Source organism: Pseudomonas sp. AC229 (assembly GCF_979254655.1).
Window position 1 is genome coordinate 22,951 of sequence record NZ_CEEDHK010000012.1, and the last position, 20,677, is coordinate 43,627.

Sequence of the window (20,677 nt, forward strand, 5' to 3'; positions counted from 1 at the left end):
ACACGCGTTCCATCCGCCTATGCGCCGCGCCAAGCGGCAACACGGGGGGTATTTAACAGCAAAGCGGAGGGCTACTCAAATCAAGCGCTTAGCGCTGGCTCGGGCAGGTGGGGGTGAACTTGATTGCGGCCGCTGCGTTTCGCTTGATACAGGGCGTCATCGGCTCGGGTGAGCAAACTTTCGAGGTTGTCGCCGGCCTCCGCCAGAGCGAAACCGAACGAGGCGGTGATGGTGTCGAGGATCTCGTCAGTGCGGCGGACTTTCACTCGCAGCGCCTGAATTTTCACGCGTAATTGTTCCGAAAACGCGTGGGCAGTTTCCAGGTCCGGGCATTCGCGCATGATCACGCAGAACTCTTCACCGCCATACCGCGCCGCCATTGCCCGCGGCGGCAACAGCTCACGTAGCAGTTGGCCGACGTGCTGAAGCACGCGGTCGCCGAGTGGATGGCCGTACTGGTCGTTGAAGTGTTTGAAATGATCGATGTCCAGCATGACCAGCGCGACGCCTTGATGGCCGTTGCTCAGTGTCTGCTCGAGCAAGCGGGTAAAAGCGTGGCGGTTGAAAACGTTGGTCAGGCTGTCGAGCGTCGCGGCCATATGGGCACGTTCGAGCTGGCCGCGCAGGTGCGAAATTTCTTCTTGGGCGCTGCGCAGGCGGTAGAGGAATTTTTCTTGCTGGTCCTGCATAAGCTGGGTGCTTTGTTGCAGGTCGTTGAGCACGCTGGGCAGGTCGTCGATCAGCGGTTCCTGCAAGGCGCTTAGGCCGTGGTTGAGGCTGTCTTGATAGGCTTTGCTGGTGCTGACGCTTTGCGAGACGCCGCCTTCGATGTCATCGACCAACTCGATAACTTGCTGCTGGCCGGCACGCGCCTCTTCTAACTCGCCACGAATAATAAAGTCGCGAAACAGCTTCGCCGCGGTTTCTGGCGGGAAGCTATCGAAATCTTTGACGGCTTTGTCGAGGCGACGATTGAGCTCTGGTTCCTTGCCTTTGCTGTACGTGTACCAAAGCGCGTAATGCATCGGGTTGGGCGGAATATCGTGGCGCACCATGAGAGGGACGGCTTGCTTTAACAGGTCCGCTGCCTCGCGGGTCTCCTCTGGGTAGAGACTGAGAATGCTGGGCGATTTCGGCGGCTGGCTCATGCGTCGTACAAGTTCAAACTATTGATTGCCAGAGCATAGAGCAGCCACACAGCTTGCGCCTAGCAAAAGGCCCGGTTTTGCGCCGGGCCTTTGCTGTTTTTTGCGGGATTGGATCACGCTGCCAGGAGGCTGCGAAGCATCCATGCGGTTTTTTCGTGGATCTGCATGCGCTGGGTCAGAAGGTCGGCGGTAGGCTCGTCGCTGACTTTGTCCAATAGCGGGAAAATGCCACGCGAGGTGCGCACGACCGCTTCCTGGCCCTGAATCAGTTGCTTGATCATGTCTTCGGCGCTCGGTACGCCTTCCTCTTCTTTAATAGAGGAAAGGCGAGCGTAAGCGGCGTAGGTGCCTGGCGCGTTGAAGCCAAGGGCGCGGATGCGCTCGGCGATGGAGTCAACGGCCAATGCCAGCTCGGTGTACTGGCCTTCGAACATCAAGTGCAGGGTGTTGAACATTGGACCGGTGACGTTCCAATGAAAGTTGTGGGTTTTCAGGTACAGGGTGTAGGTGTCGGCGAGCAAGCGAGACAGGCCTTCGGCAATGGCGGCGCGGTCCTGTTCGGCAATTCCGATATTGATTTCCATGGCATTTCTCCTTTTCAGGCTAATGAAGACGGGCTGACGCGATGGCGAGAGCCTAGCATGGGCCCTAGGGGGGATGTCGCGGTGCGAGAGTCAATAAATGCTATTGGGCAAATGCATTGCACGCTTGGACGCCTGCGCTGTTAATCGCGTTCAGTTCGCGCACGACTTTCCGCTTAATTGACTGTTATTGGCTGCTGGCGTGCACGGTTTTTGGGTTTATTGCCAGGCGCGATCCGTCATATACTCCCGCACCTTGCCGCGAGCAGGCGTCCCCTGCGCAATCGCGGCGCGCCCAGGGCCAGCCCTAGGGCCGAGTTTGCAGTCACGCATGCTGAGATGAGCCAAATGCCTATTTACGATTACCAATGCGCTTCCTGTGGCCATCAGATGGAAGCCATTCAGAAATTCAGCGATTCGCCTCTGGTCGATTGCCCGACCTGCAAGGCACCCGAGTTGAAGAAGTTGCTGTCCATGCCGGGCTTTCGTTTGAAGGGCAACGGCTGGTACGAAACCGATTTCAAGACCGGCGCTAAAAAGAACCTCGCTGGCGGCGACAAAGCCGATTAAGCAGCACCCCGATTAGTCGAATTACGAGAAGCGAAACCACCATCATGATGCGCAGCCATTATTGCGGCCAATTGAACGAGAGCCTGGAAGGTCAGGAAGTCACCCTGTGCGGTTGGGTTCATCGCCGCCGAGATCACGGCGGGGTGATCTTCCTCGACATCCGCGACCGTGAAGGACTGGCCCAGGTGGTATTCGATCCGGACCGCGCAGAAACCTTCGCCAAGGCTGACCGTGTGCGCAGCGAATACGTGGTGAAAATCACCGGTAAAGTGCGCCTGCGTCCGGCCGGCGCGAACAACGCCAACATGGCCTCCGGCGCCATTGAAGTGCTGGGCTACGAGTTGGAAGTGCTCAACGAAGCGGAAACCCCGCCGTTCTCGCTCAACGAATACACCGACGTTGGCGAAGAAACCCGCCTGCGCTATCGCTTCATCGATTTGCGCCGTCCGGAAATGGCCGAGAAGCTCAAGCTGCGCTCGCGCGTGACCAGCAGCATCCGCCGCTACCTCGACGAAAACGGTTTCATTGACGTGGAAACGCCGATTCTCACCCGCGCCACGCCCGAAGGCGCCCGTGACTACCTGGTGCCTAGCCGTACCCACCCCGGTAGCTTCTTCGCATTGCCACAATCTCCGCAGCTGTTCAAACAACTGCTGATGGTTGCCGGCTTCGACCGTTACTACCAGATCGCCAAATGCTTCCGCGACGAAGACCTGCGTGCTGACCGTCAGCCGGAATTCACGCAGATCGACATCGAAACCAGCTTCCTCGACGAAGACGACATCATCGCTATCACCGAGAAGATGATTCGTCAGCTGTTCAAGGAAGTGTTGAACCTGGAGTTCGGTGAATTCCCGCACATGCCGTTCTCCGAAGCCATGAGCCGCTACGGTTCCGACAAGCCGGACCTGCGTATTCCGCTGGAACTGGTGGACGTTGCCGATCAGCTCAAAGACGTGGACTTCAAAGTGTTCAGCGGTCCGGCCAACGACCCGAAATGCCGTATCGCCGCCCTGCGTGTTCCTGGCGGTGGCGCCATGCCGCGCAAGCAGATCGACGATTACACCAAGTTCGTCGGCAATTACGGCGCCAAGGGCCTGGCCTACATCAAGGTCAACGAGCGTGCTAAGGGCGTTGAAGGCCTGCAATCGCCGATCGTGAAAAACATTCCGGAAGCCAACCTCAACGTCATTCTTGACCGCGTAGGCGCTGTGGATGGCGACATCGTGTTCTTCGGCGCCGACAAAACCAAGATCGTTTGCGATGCCCTTGGCGCGCTGCGTATCAAAGTTGGCCATGACCTCAATCTGCTGACCTGCGAATGGGCGCCGATGTGGGTGGTGGACTTCCCGATGTTCGAAGAAGCCGACGACGGCAGCCTGAACTCGCTGCACCACCCGTTCACCTCGCCCAAGTGCACTCCCGAAGAGCTGGAAGCCAACCCGGCTGCCGCTCTGTCGCGCGCTTACGACATGGTGTTGAACGGTACTGAATTGGGTGGCGGTTCGATCCGTATCCACGACAAGGCCATGCAGCAAACGGTATTCCGCGTGCTGGGCATTAGCGAAGAAGAGCAAGAAGAGAAGTTCGGCTTCCTGCTCGACGCGCTGAAATTCGGTGCACCGCCCCACGGTGGTCTGGCATTTGGTCTCGATCGCCTGGTGATGCTGATGACCGGTGCGCAGTCGATTCGTGAAGTGATCGCCTTCCCGAAAACCCAGAGTGCCGCTGATGTGATGACGCAGGCGCCGGGCGAAGTCGACGCGCGTCAGTTGCGTGACCTGCACATTCGCTTGCGCGAGCAAGTCAAAGCCGACTAAGCATTCGGTTGGGCTTTTACAGCGCCCCTCTCTCACTCGGGACAGGGGCGTTTTCAATTCAAGTGTGAGTTATTGGACAGGACGGAGCGAGTTATGGCGGGTCATTCCAAATGGGCCAACATCAAGCATCGTAAAGGGCGTCAGGACGCCAAAAAGGGCAAGATTTTCACCAAGCTGATTCGTGAGCTGACCGTGGCGGCCAGCCAGGGCGGCGGCATTCCGGCCGACAACCCGCGCTTGCGACTCGCGGTGGACAAGGCGCTGGGCGCCAACATGACCCGCGACACCATCGACCGCGCGATCGCCCGCGGCGTTGGCGCGGACGACGGCACCAAGGTTGAAGAGTTGAGCTACGAGGGCTACGCACCCAATGGTGTGGCGGTGATCGTCGAAGCCATGACCGACAACCGCAATCGCACCGCTGCGGCGGTTCGCCACGCCTTTACCAAGTGCGGCGGCAACCTCGGCACCGATGGTTCGGTGGCGTATATGTTCGACCGCAAAGGCCAGATCAGCTTCGCCCCTGGCGTGGATGAAGATGCGTTGATGGAAGCCGCACTTGAAGCGGGCGCCGACGATGTGGTCACTCATGAAGATGGCTCCATTGATGTGTTCACCAGTTTCGTCGACTTCATCTCGGTCAACGAAGCGCTGCAAAAGGCCGGCTTCAAAGGCGAGGAAGCGGAGATCAGTATGATTCCGTCCATCACCGTTGAACTGAGCGAACTGGAAACGGCGCAAAAAGTGCTCAAGCTGATCGATATGCTCGAAGACCTGGACGACGTGCAAAACGTGTATTTCAACGGCCAGATTCCAGAAGAAATCATGGAGCAGGTGGGGTAAGCGATGCTCTGTAGGAGCTAGCTTGCTAGCGAACCTGCAAACCCAGGCATTGCGCTCGGGCAACAATTTTTCGCGAGCAAGCTCGCTCCTACAGAAGCGGGGCGGGCGACTCGCCGCAACCGTCGCTATGCGCGTCCCCTGTCTGCCTTTAAGCTGACCCCCACTTAACCTCTTCGCCCAATCGCAGGTGCTATGACCCTTATTCTCGGCATTGACCCCGGTTCCCGTATCACCGGTTATGGCGTGGTGCGTGACGTCGGGCGTGGCTGTGAGTACGTAGCCTCGGGCTGCATCCGTACCGGTGCCGGCGAGCTGCATGAACGGTTGCAGATTGTGTTTCGCGGCGTGCGCGAGGTGATCGAAACCTACGGGCCGATCACCATGGGCATCGAGAAAGTGTTTATGGCCAAGAACGCCGATTCCGCACTCAAGCTCGGTCAGGCCAGGGGCGCGGCGATTGTTGCCGCCGCCGAGCATGGGCTGGAAATTGCCGAGTACACGGCGACCCAAGTGAAGCAGGCGATTGCCGGCACGGGCGGGGCGGACAAGCAGCAGGTGCAGTTGATGGTGATGCACTTACTGAAATTGACACAAAAACCGCAGATCGATGCTTCCGACGCGCTGGCAATTGCCTTGTGTCATGCCCACACTCGCTCCAGTTTGATTCCTCACGGCTTGGTCGGGGCTCGCAGTCGCGGCGGGCGTCTGCGTCTGTGAGGCTGCGCTTCTTTATTAAGGAACTGATGTTGTGATTGGACGCCTGCGCGGGACCTTGCTGGAAAAGCAGCCGCCGCACCTTATCGTCGATGTGAATGGCGTGGGGTACGAAATCGAAGTGCCGATGACCACGCTGTATCGCTTGCCGTCGCTGGGTGAGCCGGTGACGTTGCATACCCATTTGGTGGTGCGTGAAGACGCTCATTTGTTGTTCGGTTTTGCCGAGAAGCGCGAGCGCGAGCTGTTTCGTGAGCTGATCCGCCTCAACGGTGTAGGGCCAAAATTGGCGCTGGCCCTGATGTCTGGCCTGGAAGTCGATGAGCTGGTGCGCTGCGTGCAAGCGCAAGACACCTCGGCGCTCACCCGCATTCCCGGCGTCGGCAAAAAGACCGCCGAACGCTTGCTGGTGGAATTGAAAGACCGCTTCAAAGCCTGGGAAACCGTGCCGGGCATCGCCACTTTTGTCACTGAACCTCGTGCCGGTGGCACAGTCTCAAGTGCGGAGAACGATGCCGTGAGCGCCCTGATTTCCTTGGGCTTCAAGCCGCAAGAGGCCAGTCGCGCGGTATCGGCGGTGCAGGAAGAAGGCTTGAGCAGCGAAGAATTGATCCGTCGTTCATTGAAAGGAATGGTTTAAGTGATAGACGCCGATCGCCTGATCACCGCTTCTGGCCGTGACCGCGATGAACAACTGGACCGCGCCATTCGGCCGCTGCGCCTGGCCGAGTACATTGGTCAGCCGAAAGTCCGTGAGCAGATGGAGCTGTTTATTCAGGCGGCGCGCGGCCGTGCCGAATCCCTTGACCACACCTTGATCTTCGGGCCGCCCGGTCTGGGTAAAACCACACTCGCCAACATCATTGCCCAAGAAATGGGCGTGTCGATCAAGAGCACTTCAGGCCCGGTGCTGGAGCGTCCTGGTGATCTGGCCGCGATGCTGACCAACCTTGAGCCCGGCGACGTGCTGTTTATCGATGAAATCCATCGCCTGTCGCCCATCGTTGAAGAAGTGCTGTATCCGGCGATGGAAGATTTCCAACTCGACATCATGATTGGCGAAGGGCCAGCTGCCCGCTCGATCAAACTCGATTTGCCTCCTTTTACCCTGGTAGGCGCCACTACCCGCGCAGGCATGCTCACCAATCCGCTGCGTGACCGTTTCGGCATTGTTCAGCGCCTCGAGTTTTACAGCACGGCAGACCTGGCCACGATCGTTCAGCGCTCGGCCGGCATTCTTGGCCTGCCGCTGGATCCCGAGGGCGCGTTTGAAATAGCCCGTCGCGCCCGTGGCACGCCGCGTATTGCCAACCGCTTACTGCGCCGCGTGCGCGACTTCGCTGAAGTGCGCGCGAAAGGCCATATCACTCGGGCGATTGCCGATCTGGCGCTGAATTTACTGGATGTCGATGAGCATGGTTTCGATCATCAGGACCGGCGTCTGCTGCTGACCATGATCGAGAAGTTCGACGGCGGCCCGGTGGGCGTCGACAGTCTCGCGGCGGCCATCAGTGAAGAACGCCACACCATCGAAGATGTGCTCGAACCCTACCTGATTCAGCAGGGCTACATCATGCGTACACCGCGCGGTCGTGTGGTGACGCGCCATGCTTATCTGCACTTTGGCCTCAACGTGCCCAAGCGCATGGGTGATCTGCCGCAGACCGATCTGTTTGCAGTGGACGAATAAGATGAACTTGCAGATGCAAATCGATGAAAAACAGTTGGTTTGCCCAATTGGCAACCCGGGGAGTAAGCACTAGAGTATGCGCGCGCAAAATGGGCTTGAGCCGTTCACCCATCGCTGTCGGGTTTACTACGAAGACACCGATGCCGGCGGCATCGTTTACTACGTCAATTATCTGAAATTCATGGAGCGGGCCCGCACCGAGCGGCTACGTGATCTGGGCTTTTCCCAGTCACAGCTGGCGGGCGACATGTTGTTTGTCGTGCATTCCAGCGAAGCGCGTTATCACGTGCCGGCGCGGTTGGACGATGAGTTGCTGGTGAGTGCCGACGTAATCGAATTAAACCGTGCCAGCCTGCGCTTCCGTCAACAGGTGCGGCGGGCTACGGATAAAACGCTGCTCTGTGAAGGGCAGTTCCTGGTGGCCTGTGTGCGCGCCGACAGTTTGAAACCCCGGGCCATTCCCGAAGCGTTGCGTACCGCCTTTGCCGGCGTGAGTGACGCGGGTACATCTAAAGCAGGAGATTAAGCGTGGAAGCCACCGTCGTCGACCATACCTCTATGTGGAGCCTGATCAGCAACGCCAGCATCGTGGTACAGCTGGTCATGCTGATCCTCGTAGGCGCATCGGTTACCTCATGGATCATGATTTTCCAGCGCAGCACCATGATCCGTGCCGCCCGCCGTTCGCTTGAATCGTTCGAAGAGCGTTTCTGGTCGGGTATCGATCTGTCCAAGCTGTACCGCCAAGCCGGCGCCAACCCGGACCCGGATTCGGGCGTGGAGCAGATTTTCCGTGGCGGTTTCAAAGAGTTTTCGCGCTTGCGTCAGCAGCCGGGCGTTGACCCGGATGCGGTCATGGACGGCGTGAACCGTGCCATGCGCGTTGCCATCTCCCGCGAAGAAGAAAAGCTCGAGCAGAGCTTGCCGTTCCTGGCCACCGTAGGTTCCACCAGCCCGTACATCGGTCTGTTCGGCACCGTGTGGGGCATCATGAACTCCTTCCGTGGTCTGGCCTCCGCTCAACAAGCCACGCTGGCGACCGTAGCGCCGGGTATTGCCGAAGCCTTGATCGCCACGGCCATCGGCCTGTTCGCTGCGATTCCAGCGGTAATTGCCTACAACCGTTTTGCTGCTCGCGGCGAAACCCTGATCGGCCGCTACTACACCTTCGCCGATGAATTCCAAGCCATCTTGCACCGCAAAGTGCACACCAGCGACGAATAAGACGCCGGTTCTACTGAAGGCTATATGGAAAGGTTTTAACTCATGGCACGTATTCGTAAGAGACGTAAACCAGTCGCCGAAATGAACGTGGTGCCCTACATCGACGTGATGTTGGTGCTGCTGGTGATTTTCATGGTGACTGCCCCGATGCTCAACCAGGGTGTCAAGGTGGACTTGCCCAAGGTGTCGAGCGACGCTTTGCCGCAAGACAACAACACTCAGGTGCTGACCATTTCGATCAAGGCCGACAAGACCTACTACTGGAACCTGGGTAGCGAAGTGGACACCGACAAGCAGCAGGCCAAAGCCTTGACGCTGCCGGAAATGACCACTGCCGTGACTGCGATCATGAATCAGAGCCGCGCTCAGGGTAAGCAGACTCAAGTGTTTATCCGCGCCGACAAAGTGGTCGACTACGGTGCCGTGATGGCCGCCATGGGCGGGCTGCAGCAAGCGGGCGTGGGTAACGTCGGCCTGATTACCGAGGCGCCCTGATGCAGGAACGCGAGCGCTCCTCATCGGAAGGCTATTTCTGGCCAAGTATCTGGGCGGTAGGGCTGCATGTCCTGCTGTTCGGCATGCTGTTTGTCAGCTTTGCTTTTACGCCGGAGCTTCCACCGACTAAACCCATTGTTCAGGCCACACTGTACGAGCTCAAATCCAAGAGCCCGGCGACCACGCAGACCAATCAAAAAATTGCCGGCGAGGCGAAGAAAACCGCTGCCAAGCAATATGAAGTCGAGCAACTGGAAGCCAAGAAAGTTGAGCAGGAAAAGCAGGCCGTGAAGGCCGCGGAACAAAAGAAAGCGGAAGAAGCTCAAAAAGCCGAACAAGCAGAGCAGGCTGAGGCGGAAGCGGCGAAAGCGGCTGATGCGAAAAAAGCGGCTGAAGCAAAAGCGGCCGAAGAAAAGAAACTCGCCGATATTGCGAAAAAGAAAACCGAAGAAGAAAAGAAAAAAGCTGAGGAAGAGGCGAAGAAGAAAGCCGACGCCGAAGCTGCGAAGAAAAAAGCTGCAGATGATGCCAAGAAAAAGGCAGCGGATGCGAAGAAAGCAGCAGACGCTAAAAAGAAAGAAGCGGAGGCCGTGAAAAAGAAAGCAGCCGAAGCAGCCCGCAAATCCGCTGAAGATAAAAAGGCGCAGGCGCTGGCAGAACTGCTTTCGGATACAACCGAGCGTGAGGCGACCACCGCTGATGAAGTGGGCGACACGGTTTCCGGTAACTTCGACGATTTGATTCGTATGCGGGCTTCGGAAGTGTGGACTCGTCCACCAGGCGCCCGAAATGGTATGGCCGTGGTTCTGCAGATCACCATGCTGCCGGACGGCACAATTACCAGTGCAAGCATTGCCAAGTCGAGCGGTAACGCGCCGTTTGATAACTCGGCTGTAGCCGCAGTGAAAAATATTGGGCGTTTAGTAGAAATGCAGGGTCTGAGTCCTACTGACTTTAATCCGTACCGTTCATTTAAGATGACCTTCAAACCTGAGGATCTAGATTTGTGATCAACCTTCTTCGAGGAATGCTCCTGGTCCTTTGCTGCGCTGCAGGACTGGCAGTGGCAGAGGAAAAAAACATCGTGGTCGGCACCGGTTCTGACCGTGCCATCCCGATTGCCGTGGTTCCGTTTGGCTGGCAGGGCGGCAATGTGTTGCCTGAAGACATGTCCGACTTGATCGGCAAAGACCTGCGCAACTCCGGTATTTTCGAGCCGATCCCGCGTCAGAACATGATCAGCCTGCCGACTCAGGCTAGCGAAGTGATCTTCCGCGACTGGAAAGCACTCGGCGCCCAATATGTGCTGGTTGGCAACATCGTGCCTAACGGCGGCCGACTGCAAGTGCAGTTTGCCTTGTTCAACGTGGCCACCGAGCAGCAAGTATTTGCCGGTAGCGTTGGCGGTACTACCGACCAACTTCGCGATATGTCGCACTACGTTTCGGATCAGTCGTTTGAAAAACTTACAGGCATCAAGGGCGCGTTTTCTACCCAGATGCTGTATGTGACTGCCGAGCGTTTCTCCGGCACCAATACTCGTTACACCTTGCAGCGTTCCGACTATGACGGCGCTCGCGCCGTGACATTGCTGCAATCGCGCGAGCCAATTCTGTCGCCGCGTTTCGCCAGCGACGGCAAGCGCATCGCCTATGTGTCGTTTGAACAGAAGCGTCCGCGCATCTTTATTCAGCACATCGATACCGGTCGCCGTGAGCAAATCACCAACTTCGAAGGCCTGAATGGTGCGCCGTCTTTCTCGCCGGATGGCAGCAAGTTGGCGTTCGTATTGTCGCGTGATGGCAACCCGGAAATTTATGTGATGGATCTGGGTAGTCGGCAAATGACCCGCGTGACCAATCACTACGCAATTGATACCGAACCGTTCTGGGGCAAGGACGGTCAGACTATTTACTTCACTTCGGATCGCGCTGGGAAACCACAGATCTATAAGACGAATATTGGCGGCGGTGCAGTTGACCGGGTGACCTTTGTAGGTAACTACAATGCCAACCCTAAACTGTCTGCTGACGAGAAGACGTTGGTGATGATTCACCGTCAGGACGGGTTCACCAACTTCAAAGTTGCGGCGCAGGACCTTCAAACGTCCCGTTTGCGCATTCTTTCAGATACTAATCTGGATGAGTCGCCTACTGTTGCGCCCAACGGCACCATGGTAATCTACGCCACCCGCCAGCAGGGCCGTGGAGTCTTGATTCTTGCCTCCATCAATGGACGAGTAAAACTCCCGATTCCAACCGCGCAAGGCGAAATCCGAGAGCCATCCTGGTCGCCCTTCCTGAACTGACGCGGCGCTACACCTTTTACTTAACACACTGGGGTTCATTAGGAGTTTTACTATGGAAATGTTGAAATTCGGTAAGTTCGCAGCTCTGGCTCTGTCCATGGCCGTAGCAGTAGGTTGCTCCTCCAAAGGCGGCGACAACGCTGGCGAAGGCGCTGTTGATCCAAACGCTGGCTACAACGCTAACAACGGCGCTGTAGACGGTAGCCTGAGCGAAGAAGCTGCTCTGCGCGCTATCACCACCTTCTACTTCGAATACGACAGCTCGGATCTGAAGCCAGAAGCCATGCGCGCCCTTGACGTTCACGCCAAGGACCTGAAAGGCAACGGCGCTCGCGTCGTTCTGGAAGGCAACACCGACGAGCGCGGCACCCGCGAGTACAACATGGCTCTGGGCGAGCGTCGCGCCAAAGCTGTTCAGCGCTACCTCGTGCTGCAAGGTGTTTCCCCAGCTCAGCTGGAACTGGTTTCCTACGGTGAAGAGCGTCCAGTTGCTACCGGCAACGACGAGCAATCCTGGGCTCAAAACCGTCGCGTTGAACTGCGTAAGTAATTCGACATGCGAACGTGCCGTCGTGCTCTGACTATATTGACTCTCAGCCTCCCGCTTTCGGCGTGGGCTGCGGTTCCGGTGGTAGAAGACAACGCCAGTAATGGCGGTGGCAGCTATCCACCTGCAGGTTATGGCACGACCGGCGCCTATGCAGGGGGAGGGGTTACGGCCCCTGCCTCGGCACAGGGCGAGCTGTTCATGCAGCTGCAACAAATGCAAGACGAAGTCGCGCGTCTGCGCGGCATGGTCGAGGAGCAACAGAACGAAATTCAGCGCCTGAAGCAAGAAGGCCTGGAGCGTTATCAAGACCTCGACAGACGTATAGCTGGCGGCGCCACCGGTGCTCCTGCCGCTACTCCAGATTCCAGCAACGCCGGGGCTATCAATGCCGGCGGTGCACCTGTTCAGCCGGCGGCGCAACAGCCTGCGGCGAGCACAGAGCCAGGTGATCCGGCGAAGGAAAAGCTCTATTACGATGCTGCCTTCGACCTCATCAAGGCTAAAGACTTCGACAAAGCCAGTCAGGCTTTCGCCGCATTCCTTCGCAAATACCCACAGAGCCAATACGCCGGAAACGCGCAGTATTGGTTGGGCGAAGTAAACCTCACTAAAGGCGACTTGCAAGGCGCCGGTCAGGCGTTTGCCAAGGTTAGCCAGCTATATCCGACTCATAACAAGGTGCCGGATTCGTTGTACAAACTTGCCGATGTTGAGCAGCGTCTAGGCCATACCGACAAAGCCAAAGGCATCTTGCAGCAAGTCATTGCGCAATACCCCGGCAGCTCGGCCGCACAATTGGCCCAACGGGATTTGCAGCGTTTGTAAAAGCCTGACTTTCTGTTCAATAAAACCCGCGCCTGTCGCGGGTTTTTTGTTTAGAATCGCCGCCCCAATTCCCGCAACGGAGGCGGATGGCCTGTTTCGCCGTCACGCCCGTGGCTGATATGCAAAAAAACCTGCGCATTACCGAGATTTTTTACTCGTTGCAGGGTGAGACGCGCACTGCCGGTTTACCGACTGTGTTCGTTCGCCTGACTGGCTGCCCGTTACGCTGCCAATACTGCGACACCGCCTACGCGTTCAGCGGCGGCGAAATCATGTCCCTAGACGACATCGTTGAGCAGATCGCGGCGTACAAGCCGCGCTACGTCTGTGTCACCGGTGGCGAGCCGTTGGCTCAGCCCAACTGCATACCTCTGTTGGAGCGCTTGTGTGATGCCGGCTTCGAAGTGTCGCTGGAAACCAGCGGCGCACTCGATGTGTCGGCCGTCGACCCGCGTGTGAGCAAGGTGGTCGATTTGAAGACCCCAGGCTCCGCTGAGGTGGCTCGCAATCGCTACGAGAATATCGAATTCCTGACGGCAAACGATCAGGTCAAATTCGTGATTTGTTCCCGTGAAGACTACGACTGGTCCGTCTCCAAGCTCATCCAATACGGTTTGCAGAATCGTGCCGGTGAAGTGTTGTTTTCGCCCAGCCATCAACAAGTAGACGCGCGTGCGTTGGCCGACTGGATCGTTGCTGACAATTTGCCGGTGCGTTTGCAGTTGCAGCTGCACAAAATTCTTTGGAACGACCAGCCGGGGCACTGACATGACGACGAAAAAAGCGGTAATTCTGCTGTCCGGCGGCCTCGACTCCGCCACCGTTGTGGCGATGGCCAAGGCCGACGGTTACGCCTGCTACACCATGAGTTTCGACTATGGCCAGCGTCACCGTTCCGAGCTGCAAGCCGCAGAACGCGTGGCCGAGCAGCTCGGCGTCATCGAACATAAAGTGATTGGCCTGAACCTCAACGGCATGGGCGGTTCGGCGTTGACCGACAGCAGCATCGCCGTGCCCGAGTCGCCAGGCGAAGGCATTCCGGTGACCTACGTGCCGGCGCGCAACACCGTGTTCCTGTCGCTTGCGCTGGGGTGGGCTGAGGTACTGGGCGCGCGGGATATTTTTATCGGCGTTAACGCTGTGGATTATTCGGGCTATCCCGATTGCCGCCCCGAGTTCGTCGAGGCGTTCGAGCGCATGGCCAATCTGGCCACCAAGGCGGGCGTGGAAGGGCAGGGCTTTCGTATTCAGGCGCCGCTGCAATTTTTGAGCAAGGCGCAGATCGTTCAGGCAGGCATGGCGCAGGGCGTCGATTATGGGTTGACGGTCTCGTGCTATCAGGCCGACGACGACGGCCGCGCGTGCGGTAAGTGCGACAGTTGCCGTTTGCGTGCTGCCGGGTTTGCCGAGGCTGGGGTGAAAGACCCTACGCGATATTTCTAAATCTTTACCGCATGCTGTTGATTTTATGAATTAAATCAGTATTATGCACACCGCGGGTCGTTAGCTCAGTTGGTAGAGCAGTTGGCTTTTAACCAATTGGTCGTAGGTTCGAGTCCCACACGACCCACCATATTTCCTTCGCAAGAAGGACCGGAAAACCCGGAACATTCCACAGCGAATGTTCCGGGTTTTTTCGTTTCTGTCGTCCCAGTTTTATTCTTGCCGCGCGCTTGCGCTGACATTCGGGCGGGTATACTCCGCCCCACTGAAAGCATATTCAGAGCCTGATGACATGACCCAGATTTCCGAACGCCTGTTGGTTCAGGCACACCTCGATGCCAAACAACCCAAGCCGCTTTCGCCGGAAGAAGAAGCGCGCCTGCGCGCCGAAATTGCGGCCGAGCTGAAGGCGCAGGATGCGGTATTGGTCGCGCACTACTATTGCGATCCGGTGATTCAAGCGTTGGCCGAAGAAACCGGTGGGTGTGTGTCCGACTCGCTGGAAATGGCGCGCTTCGGCAACCAGCACTCGGCCAAAACCGTACTGGTGGCGGGCGTGAAGTTCATGGGTGAGACCGCGAAAATTCTCAACCCTGAAAAGCGCGTATTGATGCCAACGCTGGAGGCGACTTGTTCTCTGGACCTCGGCTGTCCAGTAGACGAATTCTCTGCATTTTGCGACCAGCATCCCGAGCGCACGGTGGTGGTGTACGCCAACACCTCGGCCGCCGTTAAGGCGCGTGCCGATTGGGTGGTGACCTCCAGTTGCGCGCTGGAAATTGTCGAGAGCCTGATGGATAACGGCGAGAAAATTATCTGGGCGCCCGACAAACACTTAGGTCGCTATATCCAGAAACAAACCGGCGCCGACATGCTGCTCTGGGACGGTGCCTGCATCGTTCACGAAGAGTTCAAGTCCAAGCAGCTCGAAGACATGAAGGCGCTGTACCCGGACGCCGCCATTCTGGTGCACCCCGAGTCGCCGGAGTCGGTGATCGACTTGGCCGACGCGGTGGGCTCGACGAGTCAGTTGATCAAGGCCGCTCAAACGTTGCCGAACTCAACCTTTATCGTCGCCACAGATCGCGGCATTTTCTACAAGATGCAGCAGCTGTGCCCCGATAAGATTTTTATCGAGGCGCCCACTGCCGGTAATGGCGCGGCCTGCCGCAGTTGCGCGCATTGTCCGTGGATGGCGATGAATACGCTGGAGCGCACGCTGCAATGTTTGCGTGAGGGCAGCAACGAAATCTTCGTTGACCCGGCGTTGATTCCGCGCGCGCTCAAGCCGCTCAAACGTATGTTGGATTTCACTCAGGCGGCGCGGTTGAAGGTGGTTGGTAACGCTTGATGGATTGGCGTTGCGGCTATCGCAGCTGAAGCCGCTCCTACAGGTTGCACAGGTTTGTAGGAGTGGCGTCGCGATGCTTTTTAGCGCATCAACTGCTTGATCATGCGCTGCTGCTCCATGATCTCTTTCTGTCTGGCGTCGATTTTCGAGGCCAGCGGGAAGTTGTTGATGGCGCGGCGTTTGGCAAAGTCCAGCTGTTCCAGCGCCTGGTCAAAGTCAGCCATCAAGGCGAAATACTCGGCACGCGCTTGATGCAGGCCGATGATGTCGCCCGCTTGGCCGCGTACTTCGGCGATTTGGTACCAAACATCCGGGTCGTTTGGCCGTGCTTTCAGCAGTTCTTCCAGCGCTTTCTGCGCCTGCGGTGCCTGGTTCTGTTTCAACAGTAAATCGATGCGGCTTTGTTGCAGCGGGTAGTCGTCTGGGAACTGGCTGAGCATTTTGTCGACGCGCTGCTTGGCATCCGGCAGGCGGTTGGCGGTGATGTCCAAGTCAACCTGCGCCAGGTTATAGGTGATGTTGCTGGGGTCTTTCTTCAGCAATATCGCCAGGCTGTCGCGGGCTTCGTTGAGCTGGCCGTTCTTCACTTGCGCCAGGGCCAGGCCGTAGCGGGCGGCGTCCATGCCAGGGTCGTCTTGCAACATGGCGCGGAAGCGCTTGCCGGCGATGCCCGGCGTTTCTTCAAAGGTGAGCTGAACCCGTGCGCGCATCAGCTGATATTGCAGGGTGTCTTCACGCCCGGTCGCGCCGAATTGTTCGGCGCGGTTGCGGGTGTCGGCGATACGCGATTCGGTCACCGGGTGAGTCAGCAAGAATTCGGGCGGACGTTTGTCGTAGCGGTATTGGCGGGCCATGCGTTCGAACATGTTCGGCATGGCGCGCGGGTCGTAACCGGCGCGCTCAAGATTGACCACGCCGACGCGGTCGGCCTCTTGTTCGTTTTGCCGCGAGAAGCGCAGCTGGTTCTGGATGGCCGCCGCCTGCGTGCCCATGATCGTTGCCATGCCGACGTCCCCGGCACCGGCTGCCGCCGCGATAATGCCGGCGAGCATCGCCGCCATCACCGGAATCTGCATTTGCTGCTGAGCCTGCAAGCCTCGGGCGTAGTGGCGCTGAATCAAGTGACCCAATTCGTGCGCCAGTACGGCGGCATATTCGGCTTCGGTCTGCGCGTACAGAAACAAACCGCCGTTTACCCCGATGACCCCGCCGGGTGCGGCGAAGGCGTTGATCTGCGGGTCTTTGATCAGGATGAACACCAAGCGATGGTCATGCAGGTCGCTGGTTTCGGCGAGCTTGTACACGCTGCTTTCCACGAACGCTTTGAGCTGCGGGTCGTTCAGCTGCGGCACCTGGCTGCGCACCACGCTGAGCCAGGCGCGGCCCAGTTGAAACTCCTGCTCCGGCGACACGATCGACGAACTTGAATCACCCAGCGAGGGCAGCTCGTCGGCGATGGCGGGGGAGGCGAGCAAGCAGGCAAGTGACAGCAGAGTGGGGCGCAGAAGATTCATGCACGGAGCTCTTGGCGGCAAAGTCGCTACTGTAGCCGCCATGGCGGTCGGCTGACCACCTCGGTATCCTGATCCACCGATTTTGGAGCCCGATTCGATGAGTGATGCTGTGAACGTGGACGCCGAACTGGACGCCAGCGGCTTGAATTGCCCGCTGCCGCTGCTCAAGGCCAAACTCGAACTCAATCGCCTGGCCAGTGGCGCGGTGTTGAAAATCACCGCCACCGATGCCGGCTCGCAGCGTGACTTCCGCGCCTTCGCCAGGCTTGCCGGTCATACGCTGCTGCATGAGGAAGTGGACGCTGGGGTATACCGCTACTGGTTGCAAAAGGCCTAGCTCAAGCCGTTAAGGAATTGTGATGTTCAACGTGTTACGCAATTGGGTGCAGCGCTATTTCTCGGACGAGGAAGCGGTGGTGCTTGCCGTGCTGCTGGTGGTCGCGTTCGCGGTCATTCTGACGTTCGGCGGCATGCTCGCGCCGGTGCTGGCGGGCTTGGTTCTGGCGTTTCTGATGCAGGGACTGGTGCGTACGTTGCAGCGTTTGCGAGTGCCGAAGGTGGCGGCGGTGTGGGTGGTGTTCGCTTGCTTCATGGGGTTGCTGGGCGTTTGCTTATTGGTGATGGTGCCTTTGCTCTGGCAGCAGGTAATCAAGCTGTTCAACGAGCTGCCGGGCATGTTGGGCAAATGGCAATCGCTTCTGCTGTTGTTGCCAGAGCGTTACCCGCAATTGGTTTCCGATGAGCAGGTGCTCCACCTTATAGAAGTGGTGCGCAATGAGATTGGCAGCTTTGGCCAGATGGCGCTGACCGTTTCGCTGTCCAGCCTGCCCTTGCTGGTCAATGCCATGATTTATCTGGTGCTGGTGCCGATTCTGGTGTTTTTCTTTTTAAAAGACGGCGGGTTGATCGCGCGTTGGATGCGCAGTTATTTGCCCCGTGAGCGCACGCTGATCACCCGAGTGGCGCGGGAAATGAACCAGCAAATCGCCAACTACATCCGCGGCAAAGTTATCGAGATTTTGATTTGTGGTGGCGCCACCTACGTGGCGTTCATTGCCTTGGGCCTGAACTACGCCGCGCTGTTGGCGCTGTTGGTCGGGCTTTCTGTTGTGGTGCCTTATGTCGGCGCCGTGGTGGTCACCGTGCCGGTCGCCCTCATTGCTTTGTTCCAGTGGGGCTGGGGCGATCAGTTCATCTACCTGATGGCGGTGTACGGGATCATCCAGGCATTGGACGGCAACGTATTGGTGCCGCTGTTGTTCGCAGAAGCGGTGAACCTGCATCCGGTGGTCATCATCTGCGCGGTACTGTTGTTCGGCGGCATGTGGGGTTTCTGGGGCATCTTCTTTGCCATTCCGTTGGCCACGCTGTGCAAGGCCTTGCTCGATGCCTGGCCTCGGCAGGAACCGGTAGTGGCGCCGCTGATGTAAGCCCATTTCGGACGCACAAAAAAGCCCGGCATTTGGCCGGGCTTTTTCGTAGGCCAACCGTGCTGCTCAGTTGCCGTTCAGCGCCTGCGCCGCAGCCAGCACGGCATCGACATGTCCAGGCACTTTCACGCCGCGCCATTCCTGACGCAATACGCCATTGGCGTCGATCAGAAACGTGCTGCGATCCACGCCCAGGTATTCCTTGCCGTACAGCTTCTTCAGCTTGATCACGTCGAACAACTGACACAGCGCTTCGTCTTTATCCGACAGCAGCTCGAAGGGGAACTCCTGTTTGCACTTGAAGTTCTCGTGCGACTTCAAGCTGTCGCGCGACACGCCGAACACTTCCGTGTTGGCCGCTTTGAAGGCTGCGTATTGATCGCGAAAGCCTTGGCTTTCGGTGGTGCAGCCCGGCGTGCTGTCTTTGGGGTAGAAATAAATTACCACCTGCTGGCCTTTGAGCGCTGAGAGGGTAATTTGCTTGCCGCTGGTTGCCGGCACGGTGAAGTCGGCCACGGCCTGGTCGAGGGAAACGCTCATGCGGGAATTCCTTATGCAGGCGTTTGTGGGCGCCAGGGTTCGATCAGGGCATCCAGGTTCAACGCGTCGGCGAAGTCGAGGAATTGGTCGCGCAGCCAGCTGATTTGCGTGCCGGCAGGCAGCGTGACGGTCAGCGTGGCGTTAAGCATGGTGCCGCCGGTTTGCGGCGCCAGGTAGGTGTCGCAGGTGAGATTTTCCAGTTCCACATTGTGGTCGAGGAAAAACTGGCACAGCTCATTAAGGATGTCGGGACGGTACGCCGAGCTGACGTACGCGACGTAAGGCAGCGCCTGAGGACGAATTTCAGCGGCTGCGCTGCGCACCACACTAGCGGTGAAGGCGTGCTTTTTCGACAGCGATGGCAGGCTGGTTTCCAGGCGGGCCAAAGCGTCCCAGCTACCCGACACCTGAACGACCAGCGCGCTGTATTCGCCATGACGACTCAACCGCGTGCTGACCACGGCGCAACGGTTCTCATGGCAAGTGCGGCAGAGAATGTTGGTCAGCTCCATCGGGTTGGTGCCAAGTGCACTGATGACAAGGAATTGTTCGCGGACGATGGGGGTGGACATGCAGCATTCCTAAAGCGATGAGCGGTCGGCAGGTTAACTGTCGATCAAAGCCGGAAGGTTAGCGAAAACTGTCGCTGAGGGGAATGCTCATAGCGCGGTACTTCGCTTGTGCAAGGCAGGTGGCGCCAGTACCATTACGGCTCTCTTTTTCCGGCAGGAGCGGTTGCATGATTGCGGGCAGTATGGTGGCACTGGTCACGCCTATGGATGCGCAGGGTCGTCTTGATTGGGACGCGCTGAGCAAGCTGGTGGACTTCCACCTGCAAGAAGGCACCAACGCCATTGTCGCGGTCGGCACCACCGGTGAGTCGGCGACCCTGGATGTCAACGAACACATCGAAGTGATCCGCCGCGTAGTCGATCAGGTCGCCGGCCGTATTCCGGTCATTGCCGGCACGGGGGCGAACTCCACGCGCGAAGCGGTCGAGCTCACCACCAACGCCAAGACCGCCGGCGCCGATGCCTGCCTGCTGGTCACCCCGTACTACAACAAGCCGACCCAGGAAGGCTTGTATCAACACTTCCGCCACATCGCTGAAGCCGTGGCCATTCCGCAGATTCTCTACAACGTTCCGGGCCGCACCGTGTGCGACATGCTGCCGGAAACCGTTGAGCGCCTGTCGAAGATCTCCAACATCGTTGGTATCAAGGAAGCCACGGGCGACCTGCAACGCGGCCAGGAAGTGCTGGACCGTGTGAGCAGTGATTTCCTCGTATATTCCGGCGATGACGCCACCGCCGTCGAACTGATGCTGATGGGCGGCAAAGGCAATATTTCCGTGACTGCCAACGTTGCCCCGCGCGCGATGAGCGAGCTGTGTGCCGCGGCGATGGCCGGCGATGCCGTGACAGCCCGGGCGATCAACGACCGCCTGATGCCGCTGCACAAAACGCTGTTCATTGAATCCAACCCGATTCCGGTGAAGTGGGCCCTGCAGGAAATGGGCTTGATGGTCGAAGGCATCCGTCTGCCGCTGACCTGGCTTAGTCCGCGTTGTCATGAACCGCTGCGTCAGGCCCTGCGCCAGTCCGGCGTATTGGTTTAATTGAAGGAAGCAC

General features: G+C 58.2%; 24 protein-coding genes and 1 tRNA gene. 20 read left to right on the top strand and 5 right to left on the bottom strand.

The genetic code is table 11. The features are described from left to right. Positions 1–80: 80 nt before the first annotated feature. Entirely contained in the window at positions 81–1,148 is a 1,068-nt protein-coding gene (locus AC0IW7_RS17005) for a GGDEF domain-containing protein (protein WP_471819578.1), read from the bottom strand. A 113-nt stretch (positions 1,149–1,261) separates the two neighbouring features. Further along, a complete protein-coding gene (locus tag AC0IW7_RS17010) occupies positions 1,262–1,732 on the bottom strand; it encodes a Dps family protein (protein WP_122493924.1) in 471 nt (156 codons plus the stop codon). Between the two features lie 345 nt (positions 1,733–2,077). Between AC0IW7_RS17010 and AC0IW7_RS17015 the strand changes: the two genes are divergently transcribed. The 17 genes from AC0IW7_RS17015 to nadA all read left to right on the top strand — a co-directional run bounded on the left by AC0IW7_RS17015 (position 2,078) and on the right by nadA (position 15,562). Then, the gene (locus tag AC0IW7_RS17015) at positions 2,078–2,299 is read left to right on the top strand and encodes an FmdB family zinc ribbon protein (RefSeq protein ID WP_110616213.1); all 222 of its coding nucleotides are present in this window, start codon (positions 2,078–2,080) and stop codon (positions 2,297–2,299) included. A gap of 44 nt (positions 2,300–2,343) precedes the next feature. Next, complete coding sequence (gene aspS / locus AC0IW7_RS17020) at positions 2,344–4,119, top strand: aspartate--tRNA ligase (RefSeq protein ID WP_471819580.1); 1,776 nt, start codon at positions 2,344–2,346, stop codon at positions 4,117–4,119. Positions 4,120–4,212: 93 nt separating this feature from the next. Next, complete coding sequence (locus AC0IW7_RS17025) at positions 4,213–4,962, top strand: YebC/PmpR family DNA-binding transcriptional regulator (RefSeq protein ID WP_471819581.1); 750 nt, start codon at positions 4,213–4,215, stop codon at positions 4,960–4,962. A 192-nt stretch (positions 4,963–5,154) separates the two neighbouring features. Then, the gene (gene ruvC / locus AC0IW7_RS17030) at positions 5,155–5,679 is read left to right on the top strand and encodes a crossover junction endodeoxyribonuclease RuvC (protein WP_471819582.1); all 525 of its coding nucleotides are present in this window, start codon (positions 5,155–5,157) and stop codon (positions 5,677–5,679) included. A 31-nt stretch (positions 5,680–5,710) separates the two neighbouring features. Then, entirely contained in the window at positions 5,711–6,316 is a 606-nt protein-coding gene (gene ruvA / locus AC0IW7_RS17035; RefSeq protein WP_122493920.1) for a Holliday junction branch migration protein RuvA, read from the top strand. Then, a complete protein-coding gene (gene ruvB / locus AC0IW7_RS17040; RefSeq protein WP_471819584.1) occupies positions 6,317–7,366 on the top strand; it encodes a Holliday junction branch migration DNA helicase RuvB in 1,050 nt (349 codons plus the stop codon). 76 nt (positions 7,367–7,442) lie between these two features. Next, entirely contained in the window at positions 7,443–7,892 is a 450-nt protein-coding gene (gene ybgC / locus AC0IW7_RS17045; RefSeq protein WP_463383510.1) for a tol-pal system-associated acyl-CoA thioesterase, read from the top strand. Positions 7,893–7,894: 2 nt separating this feature from the next. Then, complete coding sequence (gene tolQ, locus AC0IW7_RS17050; protein WP_122493917.1) at positions 7,895–8,590, top strand: protein TolQ; 696 nt, start codon at positions 7,895–7,897, stop codon at positions 8,588–8,590. Positions 8,591–8,632: 42 nt separating this feature from the next. Continuing rightward, entirely contained in the window at positions 8,633–9,085 is a 453-nt protein-coding gene (tolR, locus tag AC0IW7_RS17055) for a protein TolR (protein WP_122493916.1), read from the top strand. Then, on the top strand, positions 9,085–10,095 hold the full coding sequence (gene tolA / locus AC0IW7_RS17060) for a cell envelope integrity protein TolA (protein ID WP_463383509.1): 1,011 nt from the start codon (positions 9,085–9,087) through the stop codon (positions 10,093–10,095). The genes tolR and tolA overlap by 1 nt, the downstream gene beginning before the upstream one ends. A 17-nt stretch (positions 10,096–10,112) precedes the next feature. Further along, on the top strand, positions 10,113–11,393 hold the full coding sequence (gene tolB, locus AC0IW7_RS17065) for a Tol-Pal system beta propeller repeat protein TolB (protein WP_471819809.1): 1,281 nt from the start codon (positions 10,113–10,115) through the stop codon (positions 11,391–11,393). 52 nt (positions 11,394–11,445) lie between these two features. Continuing rightward, a complete protein-coding gene (gene pal, locus AC0IW7_RS17070) occupies positions 11,446–11,943 on the top strand; it encodes a peptidoglycan-associated lipoprotein Pal (protein WP_463539735.1) in 498 nt (165 codons plus the stop codon). A 6-nt stretch (positions 11,944–11,949) separates the two neighbouring features. Further along, positions 11,950–12,768: a tol-pal system protein YbgF gene (ybgF, locus tag AC0IW7_RS17075; RefSeq protein WP_122493914.1), complete on the top strand. Its 819-nt coding sequence runs from the start codon at positions 11,950–11,952 to the stop codon at positions 12,766–12,768. A gap of 119 nt (positions 12,769–12,887) precedes the next feature. Next, complete coding sequence (gene queE / locus AC0IW7_RS17080; RefSeq protein WP_463384736.1) at positions 12,888–13,535, top strand: 7-carboxy-7-deazaguanine synthase QueE; 648 nt, start codon at positions 12,888–12,890, stop codon at positions 13,533–13,535. A gap of 1 nt (position 13,536) precedes the next feature. Beyond that, positions 13,537–14,211 carry a 7-cyano-7-deazaguanine synthase QueC gene (queC, locus tag AC0IW7_RS17085; protein WP_471819587.1) on the top strand — a complete coding sequence of 225 codons (675 nt, stop codon included), beginning with the start codon at positions 13,537–13,539 and terminating at the stop codon, positions 14,209–14,211. A 54-nt stretch (positions 14,212–14,265) separates the two neighbouring features. After that, positions 14,266–14,341: transfer RNA gene (locus tag AC0IW7_RS17090), tRNA-Lys, on the top strand. Between the two features lie 162 nt (positions 14,342–14,503). Continuing rightward, complete coding sequence (nadA, locus tag AC0IW7_RS17095) at positions 14,504–15,562, top strand: quinolinate synthase NadA (protein ID WP_471819588.1); 1,059 nt, start codon at positions 14,504–14,506, stop codon at positions 15,560–15,562. An 80-nt stretch (positions 15,563–15,642) separates the two neighbouring features. Here nadA and AC0IW7_RS17100 read toward each other — a convergent pair whose 3' ends face one another. Further along, positions 15,643–17,076 carry a M48 family metalloprotease gene (locus AC0IW7_RS17100; RefSeq protein WP_471819590.1) on the bottom strand — a complete coding sequence of 478 codons (1,434 nt, stop codon included), beginning with the start codon at positions 17,074–17,076 and terminating at the stop codon, positions 15,643–15,645. Positions 17,077–17,173: 97 nt separating this feature from the next. On the opposite strand from AC0IW7_RS17100, the gene AC0IW7_RS17105 reads away from it, so the two are divergent. Beyond that, the gene (locus AC0IW7_RS17105; protein WP_471819592.1) at positions 17,174–17,413 is read left to right on the top strand and encodes a sulfurtransferase TusA family protein; all 240 of its coding nucleotides are present in this window, start codon (positions 17,174–17,176) and stop codon (positions 17,411–17,413) included. 22 nt (positions 17,414–17,435) lie between these two features. Beyond that, positions 17,436–18,506, top strand: coding sequence for an AI-2E family transporter (locus AC0IW7_RS17110; RefSeq protein ID WP_471819594.1), 1,071 nt, complete (start codon positions 17,436–17,438; stop codon positions 18,504–18,506). 66 nt (positions 18,507–18,572) lie between these two features. Here AC0IW7_RS17110 and AC0IW7_RS17115 read toward each other — a convergent pair whose 3' ends face one another. Both AC0IW7_RS17115 and AC0IW7_RS17120 read right to left on the bottom strand, forming a co-directional pair. Further along, positions 18,573–19,046, bottom strand: coding sequence for a peroxiredoxin (locus AC0IW7_RS17115; protein WP_471819595.1), 474 nt, complete (start codon positions 19,044–19,046; stop codon positions 18,573–18,575). Positions 19,047–19,057: 11 nt separating this feature from the next. Beyond that, on the bottom strand, positions 19,058–19,618 hold the full coding sequence (locus tag AC0IW7_RS17120; protein WP_471819597.1) for a glycine cleavage system transcriptional repressor: 561 nt from the start codon (positions 19,616–19,618) through the stop codon (positions 19,058–19,060). 167 nt (positions 19,619–19,785) lie between these two features. Between AC0IW7_RS17120 and dapA the strand changes: the two genes are divergently transcribed. Continuing rightward, positions 19,786–20,664: a 4-hydroxy-tetrahydrodipicolinate synthase gene (dapA, locus tag AC0IW7_RS17125; RefSeq protein ID WP_122452790.1), complete on the top strand. Its 879-nt coding sequence runs from the start codon at positions 19,786–19,788 to the stop codon at positions 20,662–20,664. Positions 20,665–20,677: the final 13 nt, after the last annotated feature.

Excerpts from the sequence above, each read along its gene's own strand:
- AC0IW7_RS17005 (WP_471819578.1), bottom strand. The coding sequence starts at position 1,148 with ATGAGCCAGCCGCCGAAATCGCCCAGCATTCTCAGTCTCTACCCAGAG.
- AC0IW7_RS17010 (WP_122493924.1), bottom strand. The coding sequence starts at position 1,732 with ATGGAAATCAATATCGGAATTGCCGAACAGGACCGCGCCGCCATTGCC.
- AC0IW7_RS17015 (WP_110616213.1), top strand. The coding sequence starts at position 2,078 with ATGCCTATTTACGATTACCAATGCGCTTCCTGTGGCCATCAGATGGAA.
- aspS (WP_471819580.1), top strand. The coding sequence starts at position 2,344 with ATGATGCGCAGCCATTATTGCGGCCAATTGAACGAGAGCCTGGAAGGT.
- AC0IW7_RS17025 (WP_471819581.1), top strand. The coding sequence starts at position 4,213 with ATGGCGGGTCATTCCAAATGGGCCAACATCAAGCATCGTAAAGGGCGT.
- ruvC (WP_471819582.1), top strand. The coding sequence starts at position 5,155 with ATGACCCTTATTCTCGGCATTGACCCCGGTTCCCGTATCACCGGTTAT.
- ybgC (WP_463383510.1), top strand. The coding sequence starts at position 7,443 with ATGCGCGCGCAAAATGGGCTTGAGCCGTTCACCCATCGCTGTCGGGTT.
- tolR (WP_122493916.1), top strand. The coding sequence starts at position 8,633 with ATGGCACGTATTCGTAAGAGACGTAAACCAGTCGCCGAAATGAACGTG.
- tolA (WP_463383509.1), top strand. The coding sequence starts at position 9,085 with ATGCAGGAACGCGAGCGCTCCTCATCGGAAGGCTATTTCTGGCCAAGT.
- tolB (WP_471819809.1), top strand. The coding sequence starts at position 10,113 with ATGCTCCTGGTCCTTTGCTGCGCTGCAGGACTGGCAGTGGCAGAGGAA.
- pal (WP_463539735.1), top strand. The coding sequence starts at position 11,446 with ATGGAAATGTTGAAATTCGGTAAGTTCGCAGCTCTGGCTCTGTCCATG.
- ybgF (WP_122493914.1), top strand. The coding sequence starts at position 11,950 with ATGCGAACGTGCCGTCGTGCTCTGACTATATTGACTCTCAGCCTCCCG.
- queE (WP_463384736.1), top strand. The coding sequence starts at position 12,888 with ATGCAAAAAAACCTGCGCATTACCGAGATTTTTTACTCGTTGCAGGGT.
- queC (WP_471819587.1), top strand. The coding sequence starts at position 13,537 with ATGACGACGAAAAAAGCGGTAATTCTGCTGTCCGGCGGCCTCGACTCC.
- nadA (WP_471819588.1), top strand. The coding sequence starts at position 14,504 with ATGACCCAGATTTCCGAACGCCTGTTGGTTCAGGCACACCTCGATGCC.
- AC0IW7_RS17100 (WP_471819590.1), bottom strand. The coding sequence starts at position 17,076 with ATGAATCTTCTGCGCCCCACTCTGCTGTCACTTGCCTGCTTGCTCGCC.
- AC0IW7_RS17105 (WP_471819592.1), top strand. The coding sequence starts at position 17,174 with ATGAGTGATGCTGTGAACGTGGACGCCGAACTGGACGCCAGCGGCTTG.
- AC0IW7_RS17110 (WP_471819594.1), top strand. The coding sequence starts at position 17,436 with ATGTTCAACGTGTTACGCAATTGGGTGCAGCGCTATTTCTCGGACGAG.
- AC0IW7_RS17115 (WP_471819595.1), bottom strand. The coding sequence starts at position 19,046 with ATGAGCGTTTCCCTCGACCAGGCCGTGGCCGACTTCACCGTGCCGGCA.
- AC0IW7_RS17120 (WP_471819597.1), bottom strand. The coding sequence starts at position 19,618 with ATGTCCACCCCCATCGTCCGCGAACAATTCCTTGTCATCAGTGCACTT.
- dapA (WP_122452790.1), top strand. The coding sequence starts at position 19,786 with ATGATTGCGGGCAGTATGGTGGCACTGGTCACGCCTATGGATGCGCAG.